27 protein-coding genes are annotated in these 24,042 nt (G+C 60.5%); 10 read left to right on the top strand and 17 right to left on the bottom strand.

The window, feature by feature from the left end:
- Nucleotides 1-222 precede the first annotated feature (222 nt).
- The 4 genes from QRN11_RS12705 (at nucleotide 223) to QRN11_RS12690 (ending at nucleotide 3,771) form a co-directional block, all read left to right on the top strand.
- Nucleotides 223-1,302, top strand: coding sequence for an ABC transporter substrate-binding protein (locus tag QRN11_RS12705; RefSeq protein ID WP_285251267.1), 1,080 nt, complete (start codon nucleotides 223-225; stop codon nucleotides 1,300-1,302).
- A 41-nt stretch (nucleotides 1,303-1,343) separates the two neighbouring features.
- Complete coding sequence (locus QRN11_RS12700) at nucleotides 1,344-2,186, top strand: ABC transporter ATP-binding protein (protein WP_285251266.1); 843 nt, start codon at nucleotides 1,344-1,346, stop codon at nucleotides 2,184-2,186.
- Between the two features lie 146 nt (nucleotides 2,187-2,332).
- Nucleotides 2,333-2,998, top strand: a complete 666-nt coding sequence (locus tag QRN11_RS12695) for an ABC transporter permease (RefSeq protein WP_285251265.1) — start codon at nucleotides 2,333-2,335, stop codon at nucleotides 2,996-2,998.
- Nucleotides 2,983-3,771 carry an ABC transporter permease gene (locus tag QRN11_RS12690; protein WP_285251264.1) on the top strand — a complete coding sequence of 263 codons (789 nt, stop codon included), beginning with the start codon at nucleotides 2,983-2,985 and terminating at the stop codon, nucleotides 3,769-3,771. Before QRN11_RS12695 ends, QRN11_RS12690 begins: the two co-directional genes overlap by 16 nt.
- Before the next feature lie 281 nt (nucleotides 3,772-4,052).
- On the opposite strand, the gene QRN11_RS12685 is transcribed toward QRN11_RS12690, so the two are convergent.
- Nucleotides 4,053-4,916, bottom strand: a complete 864-nt coding sequence (locus QRN11_RS12685; protein ID WP_285251263.1) for an FUSC family protein — start codon at nucleotides 4,914-4,916, stop codon at nucleotides 4,053-4,055.
- A gap of 271 nt (nucleotides 4,917-5,187) precedes the next feature.
- Between QRN11_RS12685 and QRN11_RS12680 the strand changes: the two genes are divergently transcribed.
- Nucleotides 5,188-5,718 (top strand): MarR family winged helix-turn-helix transcriptional regulator, encoded by a 531-nt coding sequence (locus tag QRN11_RS12680; RefSeq protein WP_285251262.1) that lies wholly within the window; start codon nucleotides 5,188-5,190, stop codon nucleotides 5,716-5,718.
- 45 nt (nucleotides 5,719-5,763) lie between these two features.
- Here the strand turns inward: QRN11_RS12680 and QRN11_RS12675 are convergent, their stop codons facing one another.
- Nucleotides 5,764-6,387 carry a cysteine hydrolase family protein gene (locus QRN11_RS12675; protein WP_285251261.1) on the bottom strand — a complete coding sequence of 208 codons (624 nt, stop codon included), beginning with the start codon at nucleotides 6,385-6,387 and terminating at the stop codon, nucleotides 5,764-5,766.
- A 509-nt stretch (nucleotides 6,388-6,896) separates the two neighbouring features.
- Here QRN11_RS12675 and QRN11_RS12670 point away from each other — a divergent pair.
- Nucleotides 6,897-7,058 carry a hypothetical protein gene (locus QRN11_RS12670; protein ID WP_285251301.1) on the top strand — a complete coding sequence of 54 codons (162 nt, stop codon included), beginning with the start codon at nucleotides 6,897-6,899 and terminating at the stop codon, nucleotides 7,056-7,058.
- Between the two features lie 339 nt (nucleotides 7,059-7,397).
- Here the strand turns inward: QRN11_RS12670 and QRN11_RS12665 are convergent, their stop codons facing one another.
- The 3 genes from QRN11_RS12665 to QRN11_RS12655 form a co-directional block, all read right to left on the bottom strand.
- Nucleotides 7,398-8,297, bottom strand: a complete 900-nt coding sequence (locus QRN11_RS12665; RefSeq protein WP_285251260.1) for a DNA/RNA non-specific endonuclease — start codon at nucleotides 8,295-8,297, stop codon at nucleotides 7,398-7,400.
- A 446-nt stretch (nucleotides 8,298-8,743) separates the two neighbouring features.
- Nucleotides 8,744-8,965, bottom strand: coding sequence for a hypothetical protein (locus QRN11_RS12660; protein ID WP_285251259.1), 222 nt, complete (start codon nucleotides 8,963-8,965; stop codon nucleotides 8,744-8,746).
- A gap of 47 nt (nucleotides 8,966-9,012) precedes the next feature.
- Nucleotides 9,013-9,240: a hypothetical protein gene (locus QRN11_RS12655; RefSeq protein WP_285251258.1), complete on the bottom strand. Its 228-nt coding sequence runs from the start codon at nucleotides 9,238-9,240 to the stop codon at nucleotides 9,013-9,015.
- Between the two features lie 338 nt (nucleotides 9,241-9,578).
- Here QRN11_RS12655 and QRN11_RS12650 point away from each other — a divergent pair, with 338 nt between their 5' ends.
- From QRN11_RS12650 to QRN11_RS12640, 3 genes are all read left to right on the top strand, one after another.
- Complete coding sequence (locus QRN11_RS12650) at nucleotides 9,579-10,172, top strand: hypothetical protein (protein ID WP_285251257.1); 594 nt, start codon at nucleotides 9,579-9,581, stop codon at nucleotides 10,170-10,172.
- 83 nt (nucleotides 10,173-10,255) lie between these two features.
- Nucleotides 10,256-10,648: a hypothetical protein gene (locus tag QRN11_RS12645; RefSeq protein WP_285251256.1), complete on the top strand. Its 393-nt coding sequence runs from the start codon at nucleotides 10,256-10,258 to the stop codon at nucleotides 10,646-10,648.
- 19 nt (nucleotides 10,649-10,667) lie between these two features.
- Entirely contained in the window at nucleotides 10,668-11,357 is a 690-nt protein-coding gene (locus tag QRN11_RS12640; RefSeq protein ID WP_285251255.1) for an RES domain-containing protein, read from the top strand.
- Between the two features lie 149 nt (nucleotides 11,358-11,506).
- Here QRN11_RS12640 and QRN11_RS12635 read toward each other — a convergent pair whose 3' ends face one another.
- The 9 genes from QRN11_RS12635 to mobC all read right to left on the bottom strand — a co-directional run bounded on the left by QRN11_RS12635 (nucleotide 11,507) and on the right by mobC (nucleotide 21,590).
- Nucleotides 11,507-14,866 (bottom strand): NACHT domain-containing protein, encoded by a 3,360-nt coding sequence (locus QRN11_RS12635; protein ID WP_285251254.1) that lies wholly within the window; start codon nucleotides 14,864-14,866, stop codon nucleotides 11,507-11,509.
- A gap of 89 nt (nucleotides 14,867-14,955) precedes the next feature.
- The gene (locus tag QRN11_RS12630; protein ID WP_285251253.1) at nucleotides 14,956-15,819 is read right to left on the bottom strand and encodes a hypothetical protein; all 864 of its coding nucleotides are present in this window, start codon (nucleotides 15,817-15,819) and stop codon (nucleotides 14,956-14,958) included.
- Nucleotides 15,819-16,643, bottom strand: coding sequence for a protein phosphatase 2C domain-containing protein (locus QRN11_RS12625; protein ID WP_285251252.1), 825 nt, complete (start codon nucleotides 16,641-16,643; stop codon nucleotides 15,819-15,821). The genes QRN11_RS12630 and QRN11_RS12625 overlap by 1 nt, the downstream gene beginning before the upstream one ends.
- A gap of 170 nt (nucleotides 16,644-16,813) precedes the next feature.
- The gene (locus tag QRN11_RS12620; RefSeq protein WP_285251251.1) at nucleotides 16,814-17,551 is read right to left on the bottom strand and encodes a vWA domain-containing protein; all 738 of its coding nucleotides are present in this window, start codon (nucleotides 17,549-17,551) and stop codon (nucleotides 16,814-16,816) included.
- Between the two features lie 73 nt (nucleotides 17,552-17,624).
- Nucleotides 17,625-18,017: a hypothetical protein gene (locus tag QRN11_RS12615; RefSeq protein ID WP_285251250.1), complete on the bottom strand. Its 393-nt coding sequence runs from the start codon at nucleotides 18,015-18,017 to the stop codon at nucleotides 17,625-17,627.
- A gap of 344 nt (nucleotides 18,018-18,361) precedes the next feature.
- The gene (locus tag QRN11_RS12610; RefSeq protein WP_285251249.1) at nucleotides 18,362-18,610 is read right to left on the bottom strand and encodes a helix-turn-helix domain-containing protein; all 249 of its coding nucleotides are present in this window, start codon (nucleotides 18,608-18,610) and stop codon (nucleotides 18,362-18,364) included.
- Nucleotides 18,611-18,679: 69 nt separating this feature from the next.
- A complete protein-coding gene (locus QRN11_RS12605; protein ID WP_285251248.1) occupies nucleotides 18,680-19,621 on the bottom strand; it encodes a hypothetical protein in 942 nt (313 codons plus the stop codon).
- Between the two features lie 17 nt (nucleotides 19,622-19,638).
- On the bottom strand, nucleotides 19,639-21,198 hold the full coding sequence (locus tag QRN11_RS12600) for a relaxase/mobilization nuclease domain-containing protein (RefSeq protein WP_285251247.1): 1,560 nt from the start codon (nucleotides 21,196-21,198) through the stop codon (nucleotides 19,639-19,641).
- The gene (mobC, locus tag QRN11_RS12595) at nucleotides 21,198-21,590 is read right to left on the bottom strand and encodes a plasmid mobilization relaxosome protein MobC (protein WP_285251246.1); all 393 of its coding nucleotides are present in this window, start codon (nucleotides 21,588-21,590) and stop codon (nucleotides 21,198-21,200) included. The genes QRN11_RS12600 and mobC overlap by 1 nt, the downstream gene beginning before the upstream one ends.
- Before the next feature lie 692 nt (nucleotides 21,591-22,282).
- On the opposite strand from mobC, the gene QRN11_RS12590 reads away from it, so the two are divergent.
- The gene (locus QRN11_RS12590) at nucleotides 22,283-22,591 is read left to right on the top strand and encodes a hypothetical protein (protein ID WP_285251245.1); all 309 of its coding nucleotides are present in this window, start codon (nucleotides 22,283-22,285) and stop codon (nucleotides 22,589-22,591) included.
- Between the two features lie 185 nt (nucleotides 22,592-22,776).
- Here QRN11_RS12590 and QRN11_RS12585 read toward each other — a convergent pair whose 3' ends face one another.
- The 3 genes from QRN11_RS12585 to QRN11_RS12575 all read right to left on the bottom strand — a co-directional run bounded on the left by QRN11_RS12585 (nucleotide 22,777) and on the right by QRN11_RS12575 (nucleotide 24,003).
- On the bottom strand, nucleotides 22,777-23,046 hold the full coding sequence (locus QRN11_RS12585) for a ParB family protein (RefSeq protein WP_285251244.1): 270 nt from the start codon (nucleotides 23,044-23,046) through the stop codon (nucleotides 22,777-22,779).
- Between the two features lie 15 nt (nucleotides 23,047-23,061).
- Nucleotides 23,062-23,514, bottom strand: a complete 453-nt coding sequence (locus QRN11_RS12580) for a P-loop NTPase family protein (protein ID WP_285251243.1) — start codon at nucleotides 23,512-23,514, stop codon at nucleotides 23,062-23,064.
- A gap of 297 nt (nucleotides 23,515-23,811) precedes the next feature.
- The gene (locus QRN11_RS12575; RefSeq protein ID WP_285251242.1) at nucleotides 23,812-24,003 is read right to left on the bottom strand and encodes a hypothetical protein; all 192 of its coding nucleotides are present in this window, start codon (nucleotides 24,001-24,003) and stop codon (nucleotides 23,812-23,814) included.
- Nucleotides 24,004-24,042: the final 39 nt, after the last annotated feature.

Below are 24,042 nucleotides of genomic sequence, written 5' to 3'. Positions count from 1 at the left end.
CCTTCTGGTGACCAACCCCAAAACCATCGCATGCTCCATGACGAGCGTCAATGCTTATGACGCTTGTGAGCCTCGCCTGCTGCATGGCGGGACGCCGGGAAGACAGCATTTTGCGCCCCGGCCGTTCAATACTCCGCTAAAGGATTGACGGCCGTTACAAACATTGCGATGATATGAGGGCGCCTCTTCCGTAATGCGCATCACACTTATCCAGGAGCACTAATGAAAAACCGGTCAAAGTTGCCCGCTTTCCTCGGAGCAATCGCCGCATCTGCACTCGTTCTCACCGGATGCGCAGGCGAGCCCGCTGGCGAAGGGAGTGCCGATCCGGAACAACTGCGTGTGGGCCTCTTTTCCCCTGACGTCACTTTCAGTGCCTTCTATGCCTCTATTGGCAAGGACGGCGCCCTGACGAAAGTTCTCAAGGACCGAAACATCGAACTGAAGATCGAGACCATACCGTCGGGTTCCAATCTGATTGCCGCCTTGGCCAGCAATTCTGTCGACGCTGCCATCGTTCCGGGTACGTCTGTACTTGGTGTCGCTTCCCAGGGCGGTCAGATCGTCCCGCTGATGAATATGTTCGACGGCCCCTCACAGCAAGTGATCGGCAACACTGCATCCAAGCTCGGCGGACCGGGCGATATCAAAGTCTTTGATAAGAAACGTTGGGCCTTCACTCGGCTGGGTTCGATCTCCGAGATCAGTGCCAAGCTCACAGCCGAAAGCGCCGGGTTGAAATGGGAGGACCAGGAACGGCTTCCGCTCGGCAGCGGCTCCGAAACTCAGGCTGTGCTCGAATCCGGCAGGGCAGACGTCCTGTCAACATCGCCGAACAACTCCGCTACTGCGGTTGCATCCGGCGCGGCGTACCTGGTGGCGAATCCTCAGGAGAACGAATCACTGAGCATCGCGAAACAGCTGAACGCCGTCTTTGCATCCTCTCCCAAGTTCGTCAATGAACACCCGGAACTCACGCAGGATATTGTCACTGCGTTGGTTGAGGAACTCTCCGGTCTGGCATCAGCGAAGTCATCTTCCGAATCCTTGGCTCCCATGACGGATGAGTTCAAGAACGCAGTGGAAAAATCGTGGGATCTCCAGTGGGAGTATTCGAAAACCGGATTCAGCAGGGCAACGGGCGGCTTCACTAAGAATGAAGTCGAACACACTGTTGCAGGCGCCAAGCTTGTTGCAGTGGTCAAGGAAGATTTCACTCCTCCCTCCGACCTCTTCAAAAACTCCTATGTTGTGAAGGCCTATGAGAAGTTGTCCCTCAAATTGCCGTCCGACCTCTCCTAACCGAGCCAAACGAAAGCAATGCAATGGCATGGAATCAGATAGTGAACGCGCCCACGGTCGCTGCCACGGGAAACACAGCAGCGATAGACATTAGCGGTCTCACCCAGACTTACGTCTCGAAGTCCGGAACCCACACGGCCATTAAGGACGTCAACCTTTCGATAGCGGACGGTGAGTTTGTCTCGATCGTCGGACCGTCAGGGTGCGGGAAGTCGACCATTCTGTATCTGGTCGCAGGGCTCCGGTCGCCCTCGGAAGGACACATCTCTGTCCTGGGAACCGACGTGGATGCCCGGAAGGGACCCCACCCTGATGTGGGCTTCGTTTTTCAGCGCGACGCCCTTCTGCCCTGGAAAAGCGCGCTGCAGAACGTGGCGCTCGGCCTGCGCTACCGTGGCATGCAGAAACGCGAGGCCAACCAACAGGCGCAGGAATGGCTGGCCCGTGTAGGGCTTCACGGCTTTGACAATTCATATCCGCATCAGCTTTCCGGCGGTATGCGCAAACGCGTGTCCATCGCCGCAAGCCTGGCGTTGAAGCCACGGGTACTTCTGATGGACGAACCTTTCAGCGCACTCGATGCACAAACACGAAACCTCATGGAAAACGACTTGCTGACTCTGTGGGAGGAAAGCCGGCAAACCGTCGTTTTCGTGACACATGACCTCGAAGAAGCGGTGGGGCTTTCCGACCGGGTTGTCACCATGACCCGTGGTCCCGGGACCATTCTCACCGACCGCAAAGTACAGATATCACGTCCGCGAAATCTGCTGGAGCTGCGCTTCGATGACGAGTTCACCCATATGCACGAAGAACTGTGGAGCGATCTGCGCGATCAGGTCATGGCGCCCGGGCAGACCTTAGGGCGGGCGGCCGGATCATGACAGACATTGCGCTCACGGACAGGCTGGCGCCCCCAAAAGCCACAACGAGGCGTCTTCACCCGACGGTTCAGGTTGTCCTGGCCCAGATACTCATCTGGGGTGCACTGATCCTCGCTTGGCACCTTTTGTCCGTCTCGATTGCTGGGATGGCTTCCCTGATCGGTTCTCCCGGGCTGGTACTTGAGCGACTTAGTCAGTGGGTTCGGGAACCGGCTTTTTGGGCCAACGTCGGAACGACGATCAACAGCGCTCTCACAGGCTTTTTCTTCGGTGCTGCGGCCGCATGCATCTGCGTGGCAATTACATGGCCAATACCTTTGATACGTCGGTTCCTTGCGCCCTTCCTTATCATCGCCAATGCTGTACCACGGGTCGCGCTGGCGCCCCTCTTCATCCTGTGGTTCGGCATCGGAACGACGTCCGCGGCCATGTTCGTAACGTCCATCATCTTCCTGATCGTGTACCTCAACGTGTACAACGGGCTCTCTTCAATCGACACAATTTACGACCAGAACGCACGTGTGCTCGGAGCCGGAAGGCTGTGGCGTGCCGGCTCGGTTTACGTGCCCGCCGTCATGGGTTGGCTGATGAGCAGTCTCCGGCTGGCTTTGATCTGGGCGATACTGGGCGCCGCTCTCGCCGAGTACCTCGCTGGATCGCGCGGACTGGGCTCGTACCTGGCCCGCGGCAACATCTTGGGTCAACCGGACATGCTGCTCGGCGCCGCGGTGACAATCGCGTTGCTGTCTCTCGCGGCAGACCGGCTCCTGGCAGTCGTTGAAAGGAGATTCTCACAATGGCGGCTATTCTAGGTTCACGCAAATCCTCCAGCGCGCTCATGCTGCTGGCCCAGCTCGTCTTTGTGGCCGGCCTGCTCGTGGGCTGGCAGGTCCTTGCCAGCCGCGGCACCATTAACGCGTTTGTAGTAGGAACTCCGTTAAAGATCCTGGATAACATCTGGTCTTGGTTGCAGGACGGAAGTCTCGTGGGGCACACAGTCACAACGATGGCTGTGACGCTTGCGGGCTACACCGCAGCATTGCTGATCGGTGTCACCGTCGGCACAATCGCCGGAACCTTCCCGTCCATAGGTCGAATCATCTCCCCATTCGTCACATTTTGGCAGGGATTCCCCAGACTGGTTTTCTATCCCTTCTTCGCAGTGGCCCTGGGCTACACCGTTGCATCACGAATGATTCACGTCGCTTTCGTCATCATCTTCGTGATCATTGTCAGCACCGCTGCCGGCGTAGCGGACGTGGATCCGGATATACGTCACAATGCCCGGATCCTAGGCGCAAATCGATGGCAGGTCATCAGGGACACCCGATTGCCGGCGGCCGTACTCTGGGTAGGTACCTCCGCGCGAATCACCTTCGGTTTCGCAGTTCAAGCCGCCATAGTCGCAGAATTCACCGGCGCCGACTCAGGTTTGGGCTTCCTGATGGTGAAAGGTCAAAACAGCTTCGATGTGAATGTGGTCTGGGCGGCAACGTTTGCCGCTATCGTTTTTGCCGTGCTGGTCGACCGCGCACTCCTGTTTGTGCAGGCCTACTTTTCACGCTGGCAAGCCGACCAGCCGTAAGGTCGGATCCACCAGGGCAGGCGGCAAGGCTGAGGCTACAGCCAGCGAGTTCGGGGTTGCCAAAAGGGCTTGCTCGGAAGCTGTGCTAAAAGCGCCCTACGTAGAGTCACTAACATTCGGGACAGACGCCATGTTCCTCCTAGCCACGTCTGGCCTGGCGAGGCTGCCCGGTGACCGGCCGGCCATCGGGGCCAGATACTTCCACACATGACAAGAGGGCGCCGGCCGGTCAGAGCGACCGGCCGGCGCCTCTTACCGTTACGGCTGTTCATGGCTCGGGTTTAGCCGGGGTTTTCTGCTCGTTCATCCGGATGTCTCACGGGATGGGTCAGCACTATCAGTACATTCACGACCGCTAGGCCAACGCAGGTTTCTAGGGCCCGGTCGGCCAAAAGTGGTCCGAGGGGTTGCGGATCGTTGAGGAACATCATGCCGATGGTAAGGGGCGTGAGACAGAGCATCGCCAGGCCGTAATTGCGCGCTACCATCAGCTCCGTTCCTGCCGTGAGGAAAGCGAGCACGACTATCAGCACGGCCACATCGGGCGACGGAAGGAGGATCAGGGCAGTGACTCCAAGGCCAAGGAATGTCCCGACCAGTCGGTGAACGGCCCTGGTCAGCTGCCCGGCAGTACTGGAGCCCGCAACAGGAACAATGGCAGAGACCATTGCCCAGTAGGGGTGCGCCAGGCCTGCGCCCAAGCTCAGCATCCCGGCAGCGGCGGCGGCAATGAAACAGACGGAGGCGTGAACGCTGATCACGGGCAGCGGCAAACGCGGCAGACTGGCATGGCCAGCACTGTGGGGGCTAAAAGTACCGCTCCGGCGTCGGGCAGCCCCGATAGCTCCACCTGCAAGGGTAACGAGCAGAGTTATGGCTGCCGAGCCGCCTGCAGTCAGCGCAATCAAAGAAATCTTCATGTTCCCCGGTGATGCTGCGGCACTTACCGCGAAGGCGAAGACGAAAAAGAGGCAGCCTGACGGTGCCCAACGGAGAAAATCCGCGGCGGCGGAACCAACACCCGCAACCACAGCGGTGGCCAGAACAATTGCCCACCCCGGCATTTCAGATGCAGCCGCGACCGAACCACAAACAATCAGAAGCACAAGAACGGTTGTTGTCTGTAACTGCATTTTCAAACGCACGCCCAGCGGGGCGTTCCTCCCGAACACCGCCCCGGTAGCTGCCAGAATTGCGAACGGGGCAAGGTCTATCCTTTGTATCGCCCACAGCCCGAGAAGGGGGATGAGGGCGGAGAGGCCAGCTCGAATCGCTACACGGTGGGCACCGGCATGGGGGGCGACGGACACGAGGTGCCTGAGGCGAGGTAAGTCAGTGGCCGCATGGTCGGGCATCTCTCTCCGTTCAAACTGTTTCGCTAGCGAAGTAGTTTGTACATTACATTAGAGTAGAGCGATGAATGATTCAGTCGATGCAGTGGTCGAGCAGTGGCGGGAGGTGCTGCCTTCAGTAAACATTGAGCCGGCATCGACCATGGGGCGCATTCATCGGATCTCTCGGCTGGTCCAACTTCGGAGCTCCGCCATCCTCGATAAGGCCGGGTTGACGCGCGGGGAGTTCGACGTTCTGGCGGTTCTGGTACGGCACGGGCGGGCCATGGCGCCCACCGAAATCGCTTCAACGCTCTCCGTATCGCCTGCCGGGATGACCAAACGTCTGCAAAAGCTACTATCCTCGGGACTCTTGTTACGAAGGCCACATCAAAAGGACCGAAGAAGCGCACTCCTGGAAATCACCCCTCGCACCCAGCACATGTTCCCCGCGCTATTGGAAGCGATCACGGCCATGGAAACAAGCGTGGTGGCCGCGCTGCCCCGCGAAGAGAGGGGCGCGCTCGATGATTCGCTAAGGACCCTGCTGCTCGACCTTGAATCGGGGGGGCCTGAAGCTACTGAACGCGGTGCGCACCAGAACTCAGTTGCTTGAACGGGCCGTGGCGCGGAAAATTGCAGGGCTGGCAGCAAGAACGCGCTATTGCTTGCTCTCGTCAGCCACAGTCAGCAATGAGGCTTTGAGTCTTGGGAGCGTCATGACCCGAGCGAACAACGTCATAGAAGCAACGGACGCCTGGTGAGCTGCTTCGCTCGCTGCGGAGGTGGCGTCGGACAGGACGTATGTCTTGTACCCTAAGTCGGCAGCCTGACGAACGGCGGCCTCCACTGAGGCATTGGTAGCTACGCCGCAAACAACGACATTTTCGATACCGCGGGACTTGAGTACGTCGTTCAGTAACGAACTACTGAAGGGGCCGGGCAACTTATGCGTGACAACGATATCCGTATCGAGGACGGCTATCTCCGGAACGATGGCAGAGCCTTCGCTGCCCTCCTTTAGGCAACCTGCCTCTTTAGCTAACTGCAGCAGAGGAACAGTAGGGTCAAGATCTGAATAGTCGCTCGCGAAGGCGAGTCGCAGCGGAACCACAAGCCCACCGGCTCCTCGGATGGCAGCCATCGCGCTGTAGCATTTTGCGAGGATGTTGCGTGACCGAACTTCTGGGCTGAATAGCGATCCAAGAGCGGTCCCAGGTGAGACGATGTCATCCTGCAGGTGGACGACCAAGAGTGCCGTTGAAGCAGGGTTGAGGGTGTTCACTGAGCCGGCTCCTGATCTATTCGTTGGGCTTGAGGATAACTTGATGTGAAGCCGTCTGCGAGTCGAGCCCCCAGTGCACCATCAAACGCGAGATTCTTTCGTCTGATTACACCCCTGACTGAACGCCGATAACCGCGATTCCGTCAAGCTAGGGCGAGGAGCGGCTTCTTTACCCTTCGCGGGTAGGCGCAAGCTGGTCTATGCGTTACTGATTGCCTCTTCTCGTGGTGCTTCCCAAGGGCCATGATTAGCCTTACAGCCACGTTATGCGGCCAAGCAAACGACAGCTGGGCACGTCCCAGAAGAGACGTCACCATGATCCGAAAACTGCTTTGCAGATGGGGCATCGGCCATCACTGGCTTGCCCAAATGAACGACGGCGAGTTTCGTCGCCACTGCATTCACTGCGGGAAGGATGATTCCCGCAGTGCCCGATGGTCGGGAAGGCTCGCTAGCGGTGATCACCCCGAAGAGCCCCACACCCGCGACTACTACTAGGGTGCTGGATCGTGATGCTCACAGACATGCTGTGCAAGCTCAATCTCCATCACCGCTGGAACGTCGAACACAACGACGACGGTGGCCTGTACAAACGTTGCCTGCATTGCGGCAAGGACGGCGCCGGCGGGGACGGGGCAGCCAATGACTGGGCTCTGAGGCGGTGGTGGTAGGTGACCACCATGGGCGGTATGGACCATTGCGATTTGAAGCGGAGGATGCCATGATCCAGGCCCTGCTGTGCAAGCTGAACATCCGGCACGATTGGCACGTCGAACATGCCGAGGACGGCAGTGTGTACAAGCGCTGTCGGCGGTGCGGCAAAGACGATGATGAACACACTAGGGGAGGCGGCAACTTTAGTGCTTGGTGAGGCGGGTAAAACGAGGCAGTGCGGCTCGGTCATCGCCTCGGCTGCCTTCACCATGTCCTGCTTGCCGCCGACGGCCCCGAAGGGCTTCTTCAGCGTTCGCCAGCGGTAGCAAGCGGAGAGATCATCGGCAGCCGTACCTTTACTCGCCCAGGTCGAAGTCCAGGTCCAGGTCTTCCGGCGAATGCAGCTCCCGCCACGTTTCTGTGACCCGGGCGCTGGGCAGAGCCGAGGCGATCGGCATCCGGTCCACGGCCACTAGCTGGTCCAGGCCCAGCCCGGTGAGGGTGCCGATGTCCCTGATGGGGACCTGGAAGGTCCGGAACGGCCCGAGCGGGGGAGCGCCATCGGTGACTCCCGGGCGCGGGATCTCAGGCAGGTCCTCCACTTGGGGTGTCTGGTCCACGACGTAGCCCGTGGCTGCCAGTTCACCGTGGTGGAGGAAGACGGCGACTTTGAAGAAGCGCAGCGGGATGTCCACGCCGCGGTAGACCGGGTCGGTGTCGGTGAAGACCGGGCCGGTGAACACGACGATCCGCCTGCTGTTGTCCGCCGCGTTCTCCTGGAGGTAGGACTCCAGCCCTAGCCAGAGTTCCATGCCCTGGTTGAACTTGGCCGCCTGCGGGGCGGCGTTGGTGTAGTAGAAAGTGTCCTCGTTCGCCTGGGCGGCCTCGGCCCCGGTATCGCCCCACACCGCGGAGGCGCGGCGGACCAGATGGCCGCGGTCCAGGTCGTTGCGGGCGTACACCCGTTCGCCGGTCTGCTGGTCCTCCGGCAGGCGTGGGTCCAGCCGCCACTGGATGCCGGCGCGGTCCAGGTCCATCAGCTTCTGCCCGTCCATGGCCAGGGTAGTCACCGCGGCAAGCCGCTTGTCCGGCCGCATCAGGACCGAGAAATGCGTGTAGTGGAGCAGGACGGTTTCCACGCCGGGCAGCTCGGGGATCGGGACCGGGACTCCAAGGAAACTGGCGTCGTACCCGGCCCGGCCGGGAAGATCCCGGGCAGCAGCGGTTGATGCCTCTTGCTTCATGACTTCGTCCATGCCCGGACCCTACCAACAGCACACGACACAGGGCCGAACTGGAGCTGCTGTCGCCAATCGGAAGGTGGTTGGGAGGCCGCTTGGGACGCTGTCTCGATGGGACTTTTACCCGAGCTCTCGGCTGTCCAGGTACGGCCGCGAGCTCAAGGTAACCCGGATAGCAACTGCCGGCACTTCCCGCGAAGGCAGGCACCCATCGGGTGGGTATCAACCGGGGGTGGCTTTCCGGCTGACCAGCCTGGAAATGGCGTGCGCCCGTTCCTGGTTAAGCCGGAATGTCCTGCCTCAGTGACTGCAGCCCTTAGCAGCATGGCAGTAACTACCGGGTACGCGCAGATTTCGGCTGGAAAAACCCTGGACTCGCCGTGCAATCGGGAGCTGACATAGCCCCTTCCGCTATCCGATTTAAGAGCCGATAGTATATCTTTCGTCAAGCTGCCAGCGGCTTAGAGGAGTTCTGGGTAGGTCGTGCCGGTGGCGGCTGCGACCTTCGCTGCAATCTCGGCTCGCACGTCTTCATAGGCGTCGATGACCTTCTGCCACCGCTCCACCGTTGCCGGGTCTGCTTCGATTGCTACGGCGGCCGGGTATGAATCCAGTTCCTCGACCATCCTGAAGGCTGGATACTCTTCATCGACGTTGACGAAAATAGTCGGGTTGGTTGCCATGTTTGCTCCTTCGCTTCGTTCCACTGGTGTCCACTACGTCCTAAGTTCTATTCATCCGGGAAGGAGTCGATGTAATCCGTCAGGAATTCCTTGATGCTCTGGCCTCGCTTGGCCGCAAGGATCTTGAGCTTGATGCGTTTGCTCCTGGGAACCTCAAAGTTCACCCGCTGCATTTCCTCCGTGGGGGCCTCATCGTCATGGCCTTCCGCCCGTGCCGTCTCGGTGGCAGGGTAGTGACCTCTAAGCGCTGGAGACGAGCCAGACTCTATACTCATTTACTCATTGTACCACCAGGAGAATTACCGGTGCATGGCGGGGCACGCCATCACCCTGTCTCAGCGGATCTGCCGAACCATTCGACCCAGCCTTCCTCGACATCCCTGCCGTAAACCGGGCACTGGCGGAGCAGTTCTGACCTCCCGTGCCCCCAGGGAAAATTGCCAGGAAGGACGGCAAAAACGGTACCTTCTGGGGCCACTCCCCCGCTCGTTTTAAAGGGCCGATAACCGACGTTATGTCAACTAAAGTTGCTACAGCTACCCCGCTTGTCAACAAGAGTTGCTAACGCTCATACTGTCACTGTAGCAATTGACGGCCGGTGAAGGGAAGCGCGATGGGCTGGTTTACCGAGGGCAGCGAGCATGAAGGCTATGTGGTCTGCGTCTTCGCGGACGGCATGTACGGGTCCGGTGGCAGGTGGATGGAGGTCAACCTGATGTCGCCCGACGGGCGGCCGGTCGGGCATGAGGAGGATCCAACCCGCGAGGCGTGGCGGCCGCCGTCGCAGGTGGTTGGCTGGCGGGTTGCCTGCAGCTGTGTTCCGTTCCGGGAGCATGTCATCCTGGACCCGTTGTGGACACGGGTCTGGGATCCGGCCGATGAGGACGTAGCCGCGGGGCGCATCTACGCCGGGCCACCGGCCAGCGCCGACGCCGCTGACATAAGCGACCGGGAGGACCTTGAGCCCGCGTTCCTGGACGTCTGGCACCGGCATATTGCCCCGGAGCTGTCGCTGCACACCATCGGCACCCTGAGCCGGAGTCTGAAGGATCTCGAAGCTCAGCTCGACGACGCCGTCGCGTCCGCCAGGGCGGCGGGCGTCTCTTGGGACAAGATCGGCAGGGCCTTCGGGATCAGCCGGCAAGGAGCCCAGAAGCGCTGGGAAACTGTGTCCGCCGCTGCGGCCAGCCGGTCCGAAGATAACTGAATACCCGCAGATTGGGATTCGGCATGTGATCCTACCCGTGTTCCGAGCATTGATATTTGGTGTTGCGCACGTAAGAATGAAGTATGACTGCAGTGACAGGAGCCCGGGGCGGGCTGAAGGCCCATCAGGACTCGATCCGATTGTCCGAGCCGGAGCTGGTCCGCGATTTGCGGGATCTGTTAGGAGCGAAGCTCGTCGCCTATATCGGGTCCGTGAAGGAAACGCGCGCGGTCCGGCAGTGGGCGGACGGGGAACGGAAACCCTCCGCGGAGGTCATGCAGCGGCTTCGGACCGCCTACCATGTGGCTGCCCTGCTCGCGGAGCGTGATTCACGGGCTGTCGTGCAGGCCTGGTTCCAGGGGATGAACCCGCAGCTGGACGATGCCCCTCCGGCGCGGTTACTCCGCGAAGGACAACTCGAGGACGCAGGCCCCCTGGTCCTGGCCGCCGCCCGGGCATTTGCCGCGGCGGGCTGATCGGGTGGTTTCTAGTGAATTGACCGCGCAGGCAGCCGCGGGACGGGTTTGGCGTGTCGGATTCCGCCCGGAACCGTGGGCGTGGAGCGGCTGGGAATGGGCCACCGACGGCCGGTTCCCGGGCCGCTGGGATGATCTGCACGGCAACTTCCGCACCGTCTACGCCGGCTCGAGTCTGCTGGCCTGCCTGCTGGAGGTCCTGGCGCATTTCCGCAAGGACGCCAGGCTCAGTCTGGAACTCGATGACATCGTCGAGGACGATGAGGACAACGTCCTGCATCCCACCATCACACCGGGCAGCGTTCCCAAGGAATGGCTTGATGAACGCATGGCAGCTTCCGCTGAACTGTCCGGCCGGTACTGCGCGGTGACAGCCTCCAGCACTATCGCTGCCCTGCACCCACACTTCATTGGCCTGGCACTGAGCCTGGGGCTCGACGATTTTGACGCCGCGGCGCTGAAGGACGCACGGCCGCGGCGCCTGACCCAGGCGGTTGCCTCCTGGCTCTATGAGACGACAGACTTCGACGGTGTGACATTCGCGTCCCGGCACGGCGATGATCTGCAGCTCTGGGCAGTGTTCGAACGCCCCGAAGACCCAACTGTCACTCCCAACATTCAGGACGTGGAGGTCGAGGATCTGCAGCACGACAGCCCGGCACTCCTCACCGCATTCGAACTCCTCGGCATCCAATGGGAGAACGACTAAAAAGAACCTGCAGACACTATCTGCACGAACCATCCTTCGTCCATGGATCACCGCCCCTCGCGGCGGGTCCAGCTGGGTACCTCCTCTCCAGACGGTCCCTCCAAAGGATGCAAACCCGGCCTCCGGCTGTCAGGCTGCACCAAACGAGCTCAAAGCTCTGCCATGTTCTCCCCCTCCACAGGGGTTGTTTTAAGGGAACGGATTTTAGAGGAAAGCATCAAGCAATGCTCCCAATATGCAGGTAACGAGTCATGAGATTGAAGCCAACCAACTGCGACCATTAGCAAGTCGGAACAAAGCGGCAACGATACAGGCTCAGTAAGGGCAAAGTTTATGAACTTCGTGGCCCATAATATTGCTTGCTGTTTGTTGTTAGGGCGGTACCAGGACGGAACAGGAGAGTCGTCAGCCGGATGCCTAGCAAGCAATTCCAAAACGGTGGATAACACTGCATCTATGTCGGCAACAGATCGTTTAGAAACAACCTCGGATATTACTGAGCTCACGGGGTACTTGTAGTCTCCCTGCTTAGGAAATTCTTCCTCAAGCATGGCAACTATAAAAGGAACCGGAAAAGAGGCTCCTATATGCGCTGATACCCAGTGAAAACCGTCGATCCACCAGTATCGGGGATATATTATCGTATCATTCAAGGCGAGGGCACCTAAAAGGAGGCTCGCCGGCACATCGCCGGGGAAATGAATTCCCCATTGCAGGGCAATATGGTACTCCTCAATCTCCTGGACGGATATATCAGGTTCGTCCTTGCGATTATGGAGTTGCACGAGGAGTCTCTTGGCACGCTCCCCGGTCCATCCGGCGGGAAAGTCCGGACGCCCTAAATCTTCAGGTTTCCGCTTCCATGCTCCTACACGGGCCCAAGGCGACAGGGAATCATAGGGCTGAAGAGCTGTAGGAGGACAAGTAGCAGCCGTAAGTGAAGCGACCTCCGCCGGAACCATCGGATCATGAAGAGCAATAGAAACCGCCTTGGAAGGGAGGTCCCTGTAGTCCCAAGGGTGCTGTGTATCTGGATGGGTAAAGTAGAGCCAGACATCGTTGGGCGCTTCTTGCTCAGCGAAAATAGATCGAACGATTTCTGGAAAGTCTGGCAGTCTAGCCATCTGCGCCGCGCTCAGGAGTTCATACTGCCTAAGAGGACTTCCCGAGTCTTCTTTGACTGCTTCGATGAGAGAGGTTACCGTTGCTCGGCTGGCGTTCTTAAGGATTCCTGCCGCCTCATGCGGCATAAACTTATAAGGGTTTTGTTTGATCAGTTCCACTGCCTCCTGTTCTGCCGCATTGTGATCTCGTTTTGCTAGAAGCGCCAAATAGGCCGGTTTACCCAAACCGCTTGCATTCAGCCTTTCTACAATAGACATCCATCGCTCATCAAACGTTTCATCATGTAGCCAAGCATTAGTCGCCCAAGCCACCGTTTGGAGCTCATCGTACGACATTGAAAGCATCGCATCTTCAAGAACCCGGATAAGTGAAACGTGATCCAGGTCAAATGCTTCGTAGAGAGACATTTGAGCAACAAGTCTTTTCATTATCTCGCTGCGACGATGGTTAGTATGGTCGTACGCGTGCAGTCTTGCCACCGCTCGAAGCAGGGTGCCTTTTGCGTCTCCTTCGTCCACGAAACAAAGAAGTTCGTCAACGATGCCCGGAAGGGCGGCGCGTTCATCTAGATAGCCAGCCGCGTGTTCAAGAACCACCGCCCATTTCGGTCGCAGGAGGGCCGCTTTTAGATATTTATAGGCAGTTTCCGGCTGCTTTTCGATCCTTTGCCCTAACGCCCTACCGGCTAAGTGCTCCTGGATAGTGCGATGCAGCCAACGATAGGGCTGCTCCAAGTCATCGGCTGACCGGCTAGAGCCGTGGGGGACGAGAAGTCCCTCTTCTTCCAGGAAGCTACTCATCTCGTCGGAAACATCGATTTCGCGGGCCCAATCCCTAATGGTTACGGTGAATTCCCACGTGGGGTGGGGTAATGGCGCCGATGTGCTTGTTCTGGCGGACAGATCTGGGCGCGTAGCCATGAACCACGCCAAGTCCGCCGCAATTCGTTCGCGCTCCAAAATGCGGGAACGGTTCCGCCAGAGCTGTTTCGCTTTCCACTTCTGTGCCAAGAATAGGGAAATGTACTGTGTGTAAACCCCATGCTTAGTGAGGCGGACCGGTTCAGTTTCAGCTACGTAGCAAATGAAACCCGCGATCAGCGGTATCTGTGCCAGCTCCGTGATGTTTGAAGAGCGAACCGCATCGAGAGCTCGATCCTTGGCTTCAAGAGACCCCCCGTGAAACCAATCTTCAACGAACTGTTCACACGCATACATGGGGGCGAGACCAAGTTCTAAGTCCACTCCAGCAGGGCGCGAGTACCCGGCGTAGCGCGACGTAAGAACGAGCGCTCCCGCTACGGATTCAGCAAGAATATGCATGACCCTTTCAACCGCGGCCCGGCGCTCCGGTGTGGACACTTCGTCTAGTCCATCGAACGCGAAAAGGAAGTCCCGACTTTCAATTGCACTACGCAGCAAATCCGGCTTTGCCTCCTGGGGGCAGAAAAAAGTTAGCCGAGCGTCGGAAGCAATGCTTACTACCTCGACTGCTTCCTGGACGCTGGAAGGTGGCCGTTTAACCGCGATTTTGCCCACGTCATCGAGCCGCGTGAACAAACCTGGCTTGCTTTCACGAATTACGTGGTTCATCGTCAACGCCGCAAGAACTGTGGTCTTACCCTGGCCAGGATCTCCCAAGATCACGCAGCGCCTGTGTCCCCCCGCCATCGCCAAGGCCGGTTGAAGTTCACCGAGTTGGGGTCCCCCGTCCGCGTAAAGTCCCTCCGCTCGTCCTTGAGTGACCAAGGACGAGCGGAGGACTTCCCCGGCTTTTAGGACCTCTGCTAACTTTTGGATCTCGAGGTGCTTCGGGTAGTAGGGAGGAAGGTGGCGCAAGCTCTCAGCAGCTTTCGATAGATGCTCCATCAAAATGTTGTTCCGCTGTCTTGAATCAATGTCGTAGGCCTGACGCAACGCACTTTTCAGTCCACGTGCGCTCAGGGGTCCCTCACTGGTATGTCCTTGGAAGCTCCGGAGCTCCCGAGCCTCTTCCCCGGTAGCTTTCAAACCTTTAACCAGGTGGTAGAGCCAATTGGCGCTAAAGGGAGCCTCTCCCTCTAAGGCCTCCGCTATCTCACTAGCGATGTTTTCCATCGCTTTCGAAAGCCGGGACTTCTTTCCTTTGACGATCCGAGTTTCGCTGAGCGCCTCGCTGATTGAGAGCTCCTCACGCCCTGCCAAGACGATGACGGCAAGTGAACTTGCCGTAGGTATCCAATGGCTGGGGAAGGGAAAACCGGGCCGTCTTCTCCGGCCAGCAGCCGCTATCTCCTTTAGCGTGTCTGCATGCCGGACAAGAAGCAAAGCGACGAACTGCTCAGCAGCATTAGATCGACGCACCTCCGGGTGATTTTCCTCGCGGTACTCGCTGGTACTTCCCATAGCAACGAAGTATGCAGCGGTGGTGAGGCATACAGCAAAAGGACATTCAGTTTGCGACTCGAAACGAACCGAGGTTCAGACGAGGGTTCTCATGCCACGCGATGCAGGGCTGTCAGAATCGGCAGGAAGTCAGCTGGGCTTGGGCGACCGAAGGAGGGACCCAGCCCCGCCGTCAGCAGCCGCTGTAATTCAGTGTGGGTTGCAAGTGGGATAGACGTTTGTCCCCAATCAACACACGCCCCGACTGGGGGTTGTGCCATGGAAGAGGTTAGTACTCGCAAAATCCACAGTGCCAGGAGGTACTGGTCGGTGGCGAGGGAGTTCACTCCAGGGTTGTGCGGGTCTGACCAACGTTGCTGATGGCGAGGTTTCAAGGTCAGATCGCCTTCTCTGCGGATTCCATCGCAATCTAAAAGAAATACCGCAGGCACTCCATCAGGACTGAATGCCAGATTGCGTGAGTTAATATCTCCGTAGACATAATTGTGCCGGGCTAGTACATCCATTGCACGTGCGAGGTCGCGCAGAACACCAAGGCGTTCCCTGAGAGAAAAATAACCGGCAGCGCTCTCCGGCCGCGGCAAATGTTGTCCTTCACGAAGGTGGTAGGAACCGCCATGCGCATAATAAAAGCGATGCTCTGCCCGTGGAATGAGTACTCCGACCGTGAGGCCAGAGGCATCATCGATAACCCTGTGCAGGGGCCAGCTAAAAAAGGTCCGCAAAATCTCCCTGTCAGGACCGACAACTGCCCATTCTCTAAAGTCGATAAGGGATTGAACAGCATCAGCCTCGTGCGGTGACAGAGGCTGGGTCAGAAGCTTGCACAAGTATGGGGTGTTTGAGCACGCTACCACTGCCCCTTCCAGCCCCTGCGCCGCGGCAACCGCAGGCAGGGACTGGAAAAAGAGTGCTGACGAGCGTACTGCAACACCAGGGCGCAGAATGAGCATCAGGGATTTTCCTCTCCGCTTCTGACCGAGGCACGCCGCTTGGGCTTTTCACCATCAACCATCTGGCGACCGCCCAATTCGTGGGCCTCGTCCGCCGCTCGGCAACGACGTTCGGCCACCTCGGAGCGGAAGAGACAGAAGGCCGTACGGTCATCCCGTGCTCCTGCCCGGTCGAAACCGACGTCAGCAATAAACTGCCAAATCGTTGGCAACGACTCCCAAGCGGTCGCCAAACCGTGCCCGACAGGATTTGTTGTGACAAGGTGCCCGTCTATGCCATCCGTTGCCAGCATCAGCATCTCGCCTGGCATCCACTCATAGCTGCCGCCGGCACCTGGTTTCCTGAAGTGCGGCAGCGGCCGGACGGAATTTGCGTACATCTCCTCCGTGGCAAGGACTGTTAGTCTTTCCCATTCAGGGTGTCCATCTTTAACGATTCCCGGCCTGTAAACGGATGCTCGTGTATCTCCCCATTCGGCAGTCCTAACCTGCCACGGCTCCGCCGGTTCCCCAATATCAACTACGAGCACGCAGAGCGTGGTCGCATACTGATCGACGGGCTGGCCATGATGATCGGCTACCAGCTGGAGGGCAGCGGAGACAGCCGCAGATACCTCCGCTGTACCGCCACCGTCCAGAGCTACGGCGACAGCGGTTTGGGCCGCAATTTCCGACCCCATGTGCGAAAGGCGAGCAGATCCCAAACCGTCGGCGACCGCCACCGCAATGCGTCCCGCCTCGGCACCGAAGGAGTAGTTGTCCTGCCTCGTCGTAGCATCAGTCTGGTGTGAGAGTCCCTGCACGCTTGCAGCACAGAATGCCACGTCACCCTCCACGAAGGTCCCACTGTCAGCAACGATGGCATGCTGACTCAGAGATTTACGAGCAGGGGCGAGGGGAACAGTAGGGACGGCGGACGCCCGTCCGAACACTCTTTGTATGATTCGAGGAGTGCCAGAAGTATCAGCTACCGCAGCGCGGCTATGAGAGGCGCTCACATCGGGTCCAGCGTTGTCATGCCAGGAATGGCAACTGGAATGGGTGCTGGTACAGCAGCATGCTCACCTGGGGTTGCTGCCGCCGCCGACGCGGACATCATCACACTTCTGACCAACGCAGGGAATAGCGCGGCGAAGGCCGACGCAGGGTCTGTCCCCTGGTCAGCCAACCACACATGCCCCCTGTCACGACGAGCAATTTTGCGCAACGTCCCCTCACTTGCCCCCGCGACTCCGAACACGCAGATGTTAGGCGCGTAAGAGCTGGTGCCCAGGGCGTCCAGCTCAGCTTCCCAACGCCCGTTATCGGTAGGTTCGCCATCAGTAATCATGTACACGGTGGGACGATAGACCGTGGCTCCAGAGGCCTTCTGGAAGGTCACCATGGCTTCCAGCTCTCGACGTGCAAGGCTAAAAGCATTGCCGAACTCCGTAGAACCCTCGGTTTGCATCCGTGGGGGAATAGCGGCGGCGCCAATATGTGTGAACGGCATCACCATTTCGGCTGCTGTTGAGAACTTGGCAATCCCGACCAAGGCGCAGTCGGCCGCCTCGGGGTGTACCTTGAGCGTGTTGATCAGCGACTCGATTCCCGTGTTGACAACGTCAATAGGAGAGATCGTCCCAGGGCCTGAGCCCATTGAGGCGCTGACATCAGAGACTACGAGAATCGGCACGATCGCTGTAACCGCGGAATCCTGAGGAGCCTTGTAAGCAGTAGCTTCCTGAGTCATTGCAATTCCTTTCCTAGGGCCGGCGCATTCAACCGGATCTGAGCCTTACTTCAGCAGCTGCAGGGCAGGGGTGTCACAGGGTTTCAAGTCCCTGAAAGCCCTCTCCCAATGGCAGCGAGAAGGTGAAAAAGTCGCCTTCAATGCCGGCCAAATGAGGAGCGCCGGCCCAACGAAAGGCAAAGAAATGGCCGACGATAAGAAGTACCTCCAGCACAGGAAAGCCGAACTCGAAGCGATCAGGCGCGGCTATCTCGAAGCCGCTGACGACGCCAGAGCGCAAGTCGACCAGGCAGTCCGCGAACGAGGAAACCCTACGGACCCGACTCGGGCTTATGAACACGCTGCGGCGTGCGACCGACGTGCAGAAAACGCGCGCCGCGACGCCAAGCGCAGCACCGACGAGGCCGAAAAAACACTCACTGCCATACGTGGCATCGAACGACAGCTCGCCGGGTAAGAGCCGCAAGCTAGTAAGGGACCGTCGCCCACAGGTGGCGGTCCCCTACGGGGCTACTTCCGCACCGTCTACGCCGACTCGAGTCTGCTGGCTTGCCTGCTGGAGGTTCTGGCGCATTTCCGCAAGAACGTCAGGCTCAGTCTGGAACTCGATGCCCAGCTCGATGAAGCCGTGGCCACCGCAACGGTGGAGGTGTCTCCTGGAAAAAGATCGGCAGGGCCTTCGGGATCAGCCGGCAGGGTGCCCAGAAACGTTGGGAGGCTGTGTCCGCGGACGAGCGCACGACAGCGTAGGACGCCTGGAGCGACGCCGGACCGCCCCGGAGCGCAGGAGTTTCCGCCCCTCCAGTGTCCCTATTCCCCTTCCGGCACGTCGTCCCCCAGTTCGCCCGCGGCGATCCGCTCCGCAGTGCGCCGGTAAGCATCTGCGATATAGTCCTCGAGATCCTGGCGGCCGACGCGCCAGAGCCCCCGGGCTCCAACCTGAAAAGCGCGAAGCTCTCCAGTATGAATGAGGTTGCGGATAAGGCTGCTTTTGGAGTTCAATTCTTCGGCGACCTGCTCGATGGTCAGAAAGCGGCGCTTGCCGTGTTCAGCGGTCACCCGGACATCCTAATGTGAGCAGCACCGAGCCGGAGCCAGTTTGGGGGCCCCGGCCAACCGGTGAAGGGCTTACCGGCTCATGCCCTTTTGAAGGAGCTTTGTCGGGCCGTTGGCTCCGCGCGTCTTGCGGGCATTTGCAGGTCTTGATCCCTTGCGTACGGCTGCGCTGGGCGGTGTGGCTTGATCTTGGTCGGCATTGAGGCGTGCCTGTACAGCCTCGCGGTCAGCAACCCCTTCGAGGTTGGCCGCCAGTTCCTGTCGGCGCTCGGCTGAGTCGTATTTGGCTCCTGCTTCGTCACGCAACTGCTCTGGGCGGTGATCGGCACGGGCGGCTGTCCAGTCTGTGATCAGCCGGCTCTCCATGTCCTTCTCCTCGGTCACGCTGTCCGCAAAATTGTGCCGCTGTTCCCAGTTGTGTGCCTCGATGGGTTTGGTCTCCCGGAGCCAGGCCAGCGCTTCGTCCAAGTCTTCCTTTGAGGGCCGATCAACGGCCTCCGCGCGTTTCACGTCTTCCCGGTCGGCCTCGGCCAGCAGTTGCACAGCTTGGGCGCTTTCATCACCGCCGGCGCGGCGTTCCTGTTCTGCCTGTTCGCGGTCCCGCTCGGCTTTAGCCAGGGCCGCCGCCACCGTTGCTTCATTGGCACCGAGGTTGTCCACGTCCAAGCCGTAGCGGCGCTGCACCTGGTCGCGGATCACTTCTGCGGCGTCGCGTGCCGCCGGGTCGTGGTCTTTCCACGCGGTGGCCGCCTCATGGACCCTTTCGATGTCGCGGCCGGTGGCTGTGTCCCACCACCGGTTGTCCATGACGGGGGCGAGCTGTGCACGGGCCGCTGCCCGTTCCGCATCGAACCGGGCCTGCAGTTCCCGAGCCTGTTGTTCCTCGCCCGCTTGGGCGCGGCGCAGCTCTTGCTCGCGTGCCCTGGCCAGTTGCTCCCCGAGCCGGCCGGCGACGGTCAGCGCAACGCGCGACATTCCCTCAAGAGCCTCATCAATGCCGTCAGATTCGCTCATGGTTCCCCTCCTTGGTGTTATCTCTCAATGTCTGGGCGGGTACTCCCGCTTCGGGTACCCGCGTGGGTGCGTGCCTGCACGTATTTGGGCGGCAGCACGGAGCCCGCGGGCCGACCGGCAACCTGCCCGGCTGTACTCGCGCGTACCGCGGCGGCAGCTTCGCTGTCCGCTGTGGGCGTGGCCGCTGGGACGCTGGGTAGTGCGGCAGCGACCTGGCTCAGGTGGTGCTTGACCATGTGGCTGATCTGGCGTGCTCTGCGCAGATCATTTGAGGCCTTGTGCATGTCGTGGACGGCCTTGGCGACGTTGAGGAGCTGGCGCAGCATGATTGCCTGCGCGGCGGTTCCGGTGCCGCCCATCGAAGCTGCCATGAGCATGAGCGAGGCTCCGCGGGCAGATGGTCCTGCGCTGCGGATGGGGCGCACTGGGTAGCGCCGCAGTTGTGCTGTCTTGGACAGCTCGTCCGCTGCTGCTGCGAGTGGTCCTGGCGTTGCCTCGGTTGCCGTGGACCAGGCTGCGAAGGCGCCGGATGTCTCGCGGGCAACGTGCGCCCAGGTCGCGTGATCGTCCAGCGGGACGGAGCGCAGCGTTTCGCGGAGCCGGGCAACTTCGTCGCTGTATTGCTCCCACATTTGCGGGTCCGGCTCGTTGCCCTCGCGGCCGATCGTGACCGGGCGGCGTCCACGCGCAGCTGCCTGCCATTCTGCGACCGCCTCGGCGGCACCTTGCGGGCTGTCAGGCCACTCGGCACGGAGCTTGGGCAAGGCAAGGTCTTTGGCGAGGTGACCGCCACCGAACCAGACAGGCCGGCCACCTTTGGGGGGACGTTCTGCCACGCTGTAGCCGACCACGACGTCGTCACGTCCGGATGCGTACCGCGGCCTGACCAGGGCACCGGTGCGGCGCAGGCGTCGAATGAATTCGGCCTCATCCTGGGCCGAAGTCGCGCAGGCACGGACCTTGCGTTCCAGGGACCGGCGCTCCGGTTCCGGGGCTCCGCGCCGTTCGGATGCTTCGCGCTCACCGGGCCGGAGGCCACGGGTGGAATGCGTGGGTGAAAGTTCTTCCAGGCCGTACTTTTTCTCAAGCTCGCGGGCGGCCTGTTGTGCCCGGGGGAAGTCCCGCCAGCTGCTCCACTTCGTGCCGTCCTCGCGGACCATGGAGGCAGCGATGTGGATGTGGTCGTTTCCGGCTTTGCTGTGGCCGTGACGGATCGCCACCCACTGGGCCGGCGCCCGACCGCTGGCTTCAGTGAACCCCATTTCATCCATGAAGTCCTGCGCAATGTCAGCCCACTTCTGATCGGTCAGATCGCCTTCCTCGGCACGCAGTGACAGGGAGCAGTGCCAGACATGACCGCCGGGAATCTCAACACCCAGGACGCTCCTGGCACGGTCCAATTCCTTGGCAATGGCCTGCGCCGCGTCGGCGTTCAGTTCATCGTCGATGTGCCAGGCCATGATCGACGGTGAGCCAGCGACAAGGTGCGGGTCGGTGTGTTCGTTCGCCCGGCCGGGACCGGCAAGGTACGCGATGAGCCCGTGCATGCGGGTGCCCTTGGTGATGTTGGGAATCATCAGCGCACCATCGAATCCAGCATCGTATTGATCCGGTCAGCGACCGCCCGAACCCGGGTCAACGCGGTGCGGGCAGCTTCGGGGAATTCGTCCGTGGCGTTCGCGTGCCGGGCGAGCTGGTTGACGTTGTTCGACAGTGCAGCAAGGTACCGGCGGGCCGCAATGAATTCCACGGCCACCGCCCGCCGCTCGGCCAGCGACTCCGAGTTCTCCGCGTACAGGGCAGCACTGACAAGGATTTCCGACGGGCTGCGCCCGGTCCGCTCCTCCAGCACCTTCAACTGAGCGCGTTCGAACTCCGACATCGACACGCGCACGTACTGGGTGTCACCGTCAATGTTCGCGCGGCGGCGGCGGGACAACCGGCGCGGCGACTTCGGCTCTGCAGTCATCCCGGCCCCCTCCCCCAATGCCCAGCGCAGCGCCCCGGAATCTCCGGGCCACACTGACGAGTGTGCCGCATCCAAGGCCGCAGGCCGCGGATCAACACGCGGATTATGGCACATAACCGCATAGCTTGCTCCGGAAAATCACCTGCGCCCGGTTATGGCGCCTTGGTGGTTCCTGGGCACTGCCCTGCAGGACGCTGCGCGTCTGACTTGTTCACAACGACTGCGTCGTTCCGTTTCGGCTGGTTGAGGCTACTGCCCGGTCCTTCCTTGGCAAGTCTCCGCAGCCGGCTTTCGCGGCATATCCTCGCTCCGCTCCGGTATTCCACGGTCCGGCCGCTCCGACTGGCCAATTCCTTCACCGGCCAAGTTTCGGCAAGCGTGCCGAAAGGAACGCGGCATAGGGCAAGCGAAAGGTACAGTTTTGGCTCTCATCTCACCTACCACAGTGGCCAGGCAATACGGAGTCTCCCCGACACTGTTGCGGCAATGGCGGCGGCGCGGCATCGGCCCCGAATACTTCCAGTTCACAGCACGAACCGTCAGCTACTCCGACGACTATCTGAGGGACTGGTTCAACGATCCCCGCAACGCCCACCTCCTCGCACAAGATCCTCCGGCTGCCTCAGACGTGTCATGCCAGGATGGGCGCGTCCGGCGCAGCCGGCGTCGGGATGATCGTTAGGCTAGGTCCCATGGCTACCCTCGACATTGAACAGACACGAAACCAAGCCCGCGCGCTGCTGGACTCCCGCATTGAATCCGTCACAGCCCTGGTAAAGAGCCGCCAGCGAATCACCGAGTTGCGGGATCAACTTGTTGCCGCCGAACGCGATGACAAGCGCGCCTACGTGCAGGCCACCAGGGATGGATGGAGCACGGAGGAACTGAAGAAACTTGGCCTCGAACCATCTGCGGTAAAGCGCCGGCGGACGACAAAGCGCTCCGCCGGATCCGAACAGGATGCCGCCCAGGAATCCGGCACATCCTTCAGCGAACGGTGACTCTAAAAGCCACGCAGTGGTGAAACCAAAGCCGCAGCGCTGAGACCCCTGAATGCCGCTGCACACAAAAAAGGACCGGAACATTCCGGTCCTTTTTTGTCCTTCGGCAAAAGGAAATCTGTAGTTCACACTAACGCATCAGTGAAGGGGGCATTGGTTTAGGCACCTCGCGCGTGCCCACGGGTTTATGCTTCCTCGTTTCGGTGCTGCATCTCGTCCATTGTTCTCTGTCCGCGGCGCAGTTCGCCGGCCTTCACTCCCGGCCACGGTTTGCCGCCGTTGTACTTGCGCTGCAGCCGCTTCACCTCACGCATCGTGGCACGGATGATGAAGTCTGACACGCTCGCATCCCCCTCCGCCTTCCCGGCCGCGATAAACGCTGCACGGACCTGCCCCGCCTGTTCCTCGGTGTAGTAGGGCGTGAAAGGGCCGACCTTCCGCGGCTTCTCTGCCATCGCTGCCGGCCGCTCTTACTTCACCGCGCGCAAGGCCTTGGGCCAGGGATGCAGACTGTCCAAATAGGCTGGGCGCAGCGACATGGAACCGTCCGGCCTTTCACGGATATCCGAGTGCTGGTGGCTGCCGCCGGCATGAGCGATCGCAGCCAGCACCAGGTCCAGGTTCTCCCGGTCCAGACCCGGCAGAACCTCGCCCAAACCCACCGGAATATTCTCCGCGATAGACGCTGCGATCATCAGGAACCGGCGCTCACCGCCGGAGAGCACCCCTACCTCTTCCGGGATCGACTCAAAATCGATCCACGCACGCACCTGGTGAGGTCCCTCCGGGTCCTCACTGGTGTGCACCCATGGGTTGCCGGGGGCGGCATAACGACCGCCGAAAGCGCGAAGCAGCAGCTCGGTAGCCGCCTCGATCATGTAGGAGCCCCTGGCCCAGGCGCGAATGTCATCCGCATGCGTCATTTGTTGTGTCCTTTGCTCGAAAGTCTGTCAGCGGCCGGGGCGGTGGAGGGCGGCTTTGGCGTGGGCGATGGCTTGCTTGGCTTCACTGGCAGCGCGGCTTTGTTACGCGGTCGGTCCGGTCCCGGGTTGCCAGTCGGAGCGGAGCTCGTCTTCTGCGTCCCCCAGGAGCGCGAAAGCGCGGGCGCGCATTTCTTCAAGGTAGGCAAGTTCTCGGCCATTCGGGATCCAGTCATTGAAGGGTAAGAGTGAAGCCTGTCGGGGTCAGCGTATCTGCTGACCCCGACAGGGTGTAGCGCTTTAGAACGTCGGTTCGGCGGAGTGGGACGTCTGGGCGTACCCGGCCCCCGCGGCGTTCTTTCCGAACCAGGGGTCATCGTCTGCGTAACCGTCGTCGCCGGTTTCGCTCAACGCCTTGACCCGGTCCCGCCAACCGATACGAGGGCCCTCACCGACCGGCGCTGCTTCCCGTGCCGGCGCCGCGTCCTGCACCGGCGCTGCATCCTGGACCGGGGGTTGATCCTGGACCGG

Origin of the sequence: Pseudarthrobacter sp. fls2-241-R2A-168 (genome assembly GCF_030209335.1) — a bacterium.
Lineage (GTDB): Bacteria > Actinomycetota > Actinomycetes > Actinomycetales > Micrococcaceae > Arthrobacter.
Note: the sequence above shows the minus strand (reverse complement) of the source record. Positions and strands in the feature narration are given on the sequence as shown.

Bases quoted from the DNA above. Each gene is read 5' to 3' on its own strand.
- QRN11_RS12705 (WP_285251267.1), top strand. From the start codon at position 223: ATGAAAAACCGGTCAAAGTTGCCCGCTTTCCTCGGAGCAATCGCCGCA.
- QRN11_RS12695 (WP_285251265.1), top strand. From the start codon at position 2,333: ATGGCTTCCCTGATCGGTTCTCCCGGGCTGGTACTTGAGCGACTTAGT.
- QRN11_RS12690 (WP_285251264.1), top strand. From the start codon at position 2,983: ATGGCGGCTATTCTAGGTTCACGCAAATCCTCCAGCGCGCTCATGCTG.
- QRN11_RS12680 (WP_285251262.1), top strand. From the start codon at position 5,188: ATGAATGATTCAGTCGATGCAGTGGTCGAGCAGTGGCGGGAGGTGCTG.
- QRN11_RS12665 (WP_285251260.1), bottom strand. From the start codon at position 8,297: ATGGACGAAGTCATGAAGCAAGAGGCATCAACCGCTGCTGCCCGGGAT.
- QRN11_RS12660 (WP_285251259.1), bottom strand. From the start codon at position 8,965: ATGGCAACCAACCCGACTATTTTCGTCAACGTCGATGAAGAGTATCCA.
- QRN11_RS12655 (WP_285251258.1), bottom strand. From the start codon at position 9,240: ATGAGTATAGAGTCTGGCTCGTCTCCAGCGCTTAGAGGTCACTACCCT.
- QRN11_RS12650 (WP_285251257.1), top strand. From the start codon at position 9,579: ATGGGCTGGTTTACCGAGGGCAGCGAGCATGAAGGCTATGTGGTCTGC.
- QRN11_RS12645 (WP_285251256.1), top strand. From the start codon at position 10,256: ATGACTGCAGTGACAGGAGCCCGGGGCGGGCTGAAGGCCCATCAGGAC.
- QRN11_RS12635 (WP_285251254.1), bottom strand. From the start codon at position 14,866: ATGGGAAGTACCAGCGAGTACCGCGAGGAAAATCACCCGGAGGTGCGT.
- QRN11_RS12630 (WP_285251253.1), bottom strand. From the start codon at position 15,819: ATGCTCATTCTGCGCCCTGGTGTTGCAGTACGCTCGTCAGCACTCTTT.
- QRN11_RS12620 (WP_285251251.1), bottom strand. From the start codon at position 17,551: ATGACTCAGGAAGCTACTGCTTACAAGGCTCCTCAGGATTCCGCGGTT.
- QRN11_RS12605 (WP_285251248.1), bottom strand. From the start codon at position 19,621: ATGAGCGAATCTGACGGCATTGATGAGGCTCTTGAGGGAATGTCGCGC.
- QRN11_RS12600 (WP_285251247.1), bottom strand. From the start codon at position 21,198: ATGATTCCCAACATCACCAAGGGCACCCGCATGCACGGGCTCATCGCG.
- mobC (WP_285251246.1), bottom strand. From the start codon at position 21,590: ATGACTGCAGAGCCGAAGTCGCCGCGCCGGTTGTCCCGCCGCCGCCGC.
- QRN11_RS12590 (WP_285251245.1), top strand. From the start codon at position 22,283: ATGGCTACCCTCGACATTGAACAGACACGAAACCAAGCCCGCGCGCTG.
- QRN11_RS12585 (WP_285251244.1), bottom strand. From the start codon at position 23,046: ATGGCAGAGAAGCCGCGGAAGGTCGGCCCTTTCACGCCCTACTACACC.
- QRN11_RS12580 (WP_285251243.1), bottom strand. From the start codon at position 23,514: ATGACGCATGCGGATGACATTCGCGCCTGGGCCAGGGGCTCCTACATG.